Source organism: Blautia sp. DFI.3.45, from assembly GCF_020593505.1.
In the GTDB taxonomy this organism is placed as follows: domain Bacteria; phylum Bacillota; class Clostridia; order Lachnospirales; family Lachnospiraceae; genus Blautia_A; species Blautia_A wexlerae.
Map to the genome: position 1 here is coordinate 1 of NZ_JAJDMI010000096.1, position 2996 is coordinate 2996.

Genomic DNA, 2996 nt, shown 5'->3' on the forward strand with positions numbered 1-2996 from the left:
TCATTCTCATAAAGAAAATGAAGAAATCTATGGAATTCTTTCAGGTAACGGCAAAACCATAATTGATGGAGAAGAAATTAGCCTTTCAACTGGAGACTGGCTAAAAATCGCACCTGCTGCAAAGCGTCAGTTTTTTGCATCCGATATTTCCGGAATTACTTATATCTGCATTCAGGTAAAGGAAAATTCTCTGGAACATTTTACAGCAGAGGATGCTGTAATCGGCTAATTAAAAGTATTTATTTACAGAAAAGCACAGTTCCCGATAAGCTAAGAAGAACTGTGCTTTTCTTTTTTCTTCAATTTTACGATTTCTCAATTTTTCAAACTTGAATTTATTAATTAGAATTGCGTTCAAAGCAACAATTATCTTAACATTCCCCAAATGCACTCCAGTAATGTTAGTGCAAGGATAATGTTAATGACACGGAAATGCCGCAGATAAAACTTCTGAATCAGTACGCCCAAGCCAATCCAAGTACAGGTTGCGATCGTTCCGATCGTTGCAATAACCAGCTCAAAAAACAGCAAAGCCGGAAAAGAGGACATATATCCTAAAACATAACCCGTTAGTGCGGTAACTCCGAACATATAGATCTTCACATTGACAAATTGCAGCATGAAGCCTTTCAGAAACGCTGCGGATTGCTCTGTGTTTTCTGAGGTCGGCTTACTGAAAGCAATATGAATCGCAAGCCACAGGATGTAGGCTGCTCCGATGTACTTCATCACTTCCATTACATTCGGAAGCAAAGAATTAACCCCATATACAAAAATTGCACATAAGATTTGCACTACATAGTAGCCTGCAAAAATTCCAAAGAACAGCGGCTTTCCTTTTTTATATCCATAGTTTGTTACGGTATTTAATGCCAGAATATTTCCCGGTCCAGGCGTAAAGGCATTTATAATGCAATAAATCAAAAAATTGCTCAGTACCGCCATAGGCATAATCATCGACCACCTTTCTGCTATTATTATATCAGCAGACAGCGGTGCATACATAACACCTATTTTATATGATTATCCATATCCTATGACTATGGATTGACTGGAGCGTATTTCCGCAATTCTTCCAGATAGCTTTTTCCAAGTTCGCTTAATTCCTGATGTTCATTCAGCACATATCCAATATGCATTGTCTCATTTTCTGCAAGCGGAACGGAGATGATATTTTCTCCGTTCAAATATTTCGGGAAAATACCACTGGAAATAGTATAGGCATTCAGTCCAAGCATGAAGTTGACAATAGCCCCTCTGTCATTGACCCGGATTTCCTTATCCACCGGGATGGAGCTGAATAGTTCCTCTGAAAAATAGACAGATTCATACTCTCCCTGCACAAAGTTTAACCGTGGATAAGGTGCAAGGTCATGAACGGAAACTACTTTTTTCGATGCCAATGGGTGATCTTTTTGCAAAAAAACATGAGGCTTTGCTGCAAATAGCTCGGTAAACACCAGATGGTTTTCCTCTATCGCTTTCCGCATGACGACTTCGTTTTCATGCGATAAATAAAGAATGCCCAAATCACAGACACGATTTTTCACATCATCCAATATCTGATGTGTTCCGGTTTCATTGTAATAAAAGGCATATCGTTCTTGTCCAAAGCGCTTGACTAATTCCACAAAAGCGTTTTCCGTAAAAGTATAGTGCTGAGAAGATACTCCAAATGTCACCTTCTCTGGCAGGTTTGTAATATACCGATCCTCCAACAGCTCCATTTGCTGTATCACTTGACGAGCATAACCGAGAAATTCAGTACCTTCTTTTGTCAGAGTAATTCCTGTTCTGCTGCGGAGAAAAATGGTGATGCCTGCTTCTGTTTCCGTTTCTTTAATAGAATTGGAAAGACTTGGTTGTGATATAAAAAGCAGTTTCGCAGCTTCGGTAATTGAACCGACTTCTGCTACCTTCAAAATATATTTTAATTGTTGAACGGTCATTTCTTTACCCTTTTTATTCTTACAAATTCCGATTGAGATTTCACCTGTTTTAAGAGATTTAATATCTGTTATATTTTGTTATTAAATTCTCCGCAGACCCTTGAAAACACTGGATTTATCGCAGGTGAGCTTTCCCTTATTGTTTCTCTTGTGTTATCTCTTCCCATATAAGTTTACGAACTCTGATAAGGGAAAATACAAGGGCACAAGAGGTCCGGTGGACCTCTGCTCTGTGCCGACCGGTTCACAACGTCCAGTGGACGTTGGCTCTGAACCGACCGTAGTGGAACGAAGAGCGGCAGCGGAAACCAAGAAAAATCTATAAAACAGTATAACACAAAATAAAACTGACATGGTGAACTGATTGAAATACTTCTTAATTTTTACAATTAATGGTTGATTGAATAATAAGGAGATGGGATACGATGAGAACAATATTTGCAGAATACAATCCACAGTGCAACAGTATTGATGTTTATACCAGTGCCGGCTATATGCTTCGCATTGACTGCTGGGAAGCTGAAAAGAATTTAAAGACTACACCTGGATCAGACTGTGCATTAAACGCACTCGCCATTGATGACCCTCTTGAATATGCAAGGTTATATCTTGATGGAAATCTACAGATGTGGGTAGATGCGGAAGACTCATTAGAAATATTTTGATTTTTAAACAAATACAACAGTTTAAATCACTATTAGCTACAATATTTCCAGAAAATTCATCATAGGTTTGTGTAAACGCAAAGAAACGGCGGCTCTGAAAATCAAAGCCGCCGTTTCAAATGGGCGTGTCAAATTGTCTGCTCTACGACGGCTTTTTTCTTTTGCCGTCGTCCGGCAGAGTATTATTTAATATTTAATTCAATGTTTCCAGTGAAATTCTCACATTCAATGCCGATATAATTTCCAGCATCAGGAAGTGTAATTGTGTCACTATAAGTTCCGGTTGCTTCAATCAAAGTGACTGCTTCATCAGATCCAGAAATCCAGAATACTTTTGCAGTACCTTCCGTAATCTCCAAGGTGCAATCAATGGACAGCTCCT

General features: G+C 38.8%; 3 protein-coding genes and 2 pseudogenes. 2 read left to right on the forward strand and 3 right to left on the reverse strand.

The window, feature by feature from the left end; all coding sequences use genetic code 11:
* Positions 1 to 229: pseudogene (locus LJE09_RS16885) on the forward strand (cupin domain-containing protein); the annotation flags it as partial.
* Between the two features lie 137 nt (positions 230 to 366).
* Here the strand turns inward: LJE09_RS16885 and LJE09_RS16890 are convergent.
* Positions 367 to 951, reverse strand: a complete 585-nt coding sequence (locus tag LJE09_RS16890) for a LysE family transporter (RefSeq protein WP_118338681.1) — start codon at positions 949 to 951, stop codon at positions 367 to 369.
* An 89-nt stretch (positions 952 to 1040) separates the two neighbouring features.
* Positions 1041 to 1949, reverse strand: a complete 909-nt coding sequence (locus LJE09_RS16895; RefSeq protein WP_118338682.1) for a LysR family transcriptional regulator — start codon at positions 1947 to 1949, stop codon at positions 1041 to 1043.
* 425 nt (positions 1950 to 2374) lie between these two features.
* Between LJE09_RS16895 and LJE09_RS16900 the strand changes: the two genes are divergently transcribed.
* Positions 2375 to 2614 (forward strand): DUF6061 family protein, encoded by a 240-nt coding sequence (locus LJE09_RS16900; RefSeq protein WP_007882989.1) that lies wholly within the window; start codon positions 2375 to 2377, stop codon positions 2612 to 2614.
* A 182-nt stretch (positions 2615 to 2796) separates the two neighbouring features.
* On the opposite strand, the pseudogene LJE09_RS16905 reads toward LJE09_RS16900, so the two are convergent.
* A pseudogene (locus LJE09_RS16905) lies at positions 2797 to 2996 on the reverse strand (hypothetical protein); the annotation flags it as partial.

Bases quoted from the DNA above. Each gene is read 5' to 3' on its own strand.
- LJE09_RS16890 (WP_118338681.1), bottom strand. From the start codon at position 951: ATGCCTATGGCGGTACTGAGCAATTTTTTGATTTATTGCATTATAAAT.
- LJE09_RS16900 (WP_007882989.1), top strand. From the start codon at position 2,375: ATGAGAACAATATTTGCAGAATACAATCCACAGTGCAACAGTATTGAT.
- LJE09_RS16895 (WP_118338682.1), bottom strand. From the start codon at position 1,949: ATGACCGTTCAACAATTAAAATATATTTTGAAGGTAGCAGAAGTCGGT.